This window comes from Aneurinibacillus aneurinilyticus ATCC 12856 (assembly GCF_000466385.1).
Classification (GTDB): Bacteria; Bacillota; Bacilli; order Aneurinibacillales; family Aneurinibacillaceae; genus Aneurinibacillus; species Aneurinibacillus aneurinilyticus.
Genome location: NZ_KE952685.1, coordinates 1 through 1,818, shown reverse-complemented (window position 1 = coordinate 1,818; position 1,818 = coordinate 1). Strand labels below are relative to the sequence as shown.

Sequence of the window (1,818 nt, the reverse complement as noted above, 5' to 3'; positions counted from 1 at the left end):
GCAGGGAGCTTTCCCGGCGGCTCAATGACATTTTATATATTCCTTTATTATCAAGCAAAGCAGAACCGGTCACCACAAGCCCTTTTTTATCTTTTTTCATTTCTGAGATCGCTGGTGTAATCCCTTTATCAAACATATATGTATGCAGTTTTTGTATTGTAGTTGAAATGGTGCCGTTATATCTTTTTTCCACATCAAGCAACTGGGTTAAATAAAGTGGAAGCGCCGGCTTATCTACAAAATTACTCTCCATAATGGAGGACACTGGCCCTTTTACAGCGACCATGCGAATGTTTCCTGTATTCTTCGGATCGCGGTATACTACATCGAGCTGCGACATAATTCCTTCTTTTTTTAACAGCCTCTCCCCTATCAACAGAACCTGCAATTTTCCAACAACAATCAATCCGTTGCTTGTGCTGTTAAACACCTCTCTTGCCTGCCTCGGAGTATTCACCTTCGCCGCAAGCACCTCGTATTTCTTCTTCACATCTTTATTAAAAATGGTGCTTGCCTGATACACGGTTAATTTGTCATCATCATCCACATCATATGCGTATGTCAGGGATAATGTCGTATTCTCTAAATCAAGCCGATCATGGCTGCAACCTAGTGTCACCATAAGCAACAGGCAGACTACAATTAGCATCATATGCTTTATCATCTATAGACTCTCCTCTTCCAATACCCATAAATGGTGACATACAAAAATAAGGCAACCGGAAAGGCATAAGCAATAAAATAAACGGTCCATCCCCATACATGTCTTATTGCCTCAACCCCACTATAGGATGGCTTGTAGAAAAAGGAAAAGAAAAGAGAGAGAAGCAGCACAATATATACAGGCAACTGCCAATTTTCTTTGTTAAATAGCTGCGAAATACTATGCGTGACAGAAAATGTATACGGAATACCGGACGTTGAAAAGATAAAAATATAAAACGACAGAAAAACAATTTCAAACCGTTCAAGAAACGGAAGCTGTATTGGTTTTACCAGGGTAAGGACAGGCCATAAATACTTCGTAATTTCATCCGGGCTAAAATAAAGAAAACAAACGAACGTAATATGAAGATAGACAATGAGCGTAAGGGTGTTCGCCAGCACAATTCCTTTTACGGCATGCTGTTTATTTTTCAAATACGGATAGAGAAGGAAGGCCAATTCGAACCCCACAAACGCTAGAATCGTCGTTTTTATCGCATAGAAAATCGGAAACCATCCATCTTTCAAAATAGGAAGTAGAAAAACCGCATGGGCATCCTTTATCGGTATTGTTAACAAAATCGGCATGGTAAGCGTAAAGAAAAAAACAAACACCACATATCGTACCATCACTCGTACGCCACCACGAAGAATCATATAGGTTGGAACAAGAAGAAGAAACACCAGCCACACAGTTGACGTTCCGGGCAAAATCCACACGCGAACCACTAATACGGTAAAATAAAGCAATGAAGTAACAGCTAACAAAGAATACGCGATCCAAATAAGCAGGCACACTCTCCCCGGCCACTTTCCGATATAGTGCGTAAGCACCTGTATCAGCGTATCCCCCGGATGTTTTGCCATGACTTGTACAATGCATATACTAACAAGCGTTGTAATAATCCACGCGATAATAATTGATATCCAGCCATCGGTACCTGTAGTTCTTGCCAATTCAGCAGGCAGAACCAATATGCTACCTCCTATCTGGATACCGTTGATGGTCAAAATATATTGCATTAATGTAATCTCATTGCTCATCGGCTTGTTCATTCATCATCCCCTCTTTTTTTTGCGGACCCCTGTCGCCGTAGCTGTCTAGGCCCTACA

The 1,818-nt window shown here is 41.1% G+C and carries 2 protein-coding genes; both read right to left on the bottom strand.

The annotated features are described in order from the left end of the window. The coding region (locus HMPREF0083_RS02875) for a Ger(x)C family spore germination protein (RefSeq protein WP_021619505.1) at positions 1-664 on the bottom strand (664 nt) is incomplete at its 3' end. After that, positions 661-1,761, bottom strand: coding sequence for a GerAB/ArcD/ProY family transporter (locus HMPREF0083_RS02870; protein WP_021619504.1), 1,101 nt, complete (start codon positions 1,759-1,761; stop codon positions 661-663). The genes HMPREF0083_RS02875 and HMPREF0083_RS02870, both read right to left, overlap by 4 nt. Between the last annotated feature and the right edge of the window lie 57 nt (positions 1,762-1,818).

Coding starts and splice junctions, on each gene's coding strand:
- HMPREF0083_RS02870 (WP_021619504.1), bottom strand. CDS start 1,761: ATGAACAAGCCGATGAGCAATGAGATTACATTAATGCAATATATTTTG.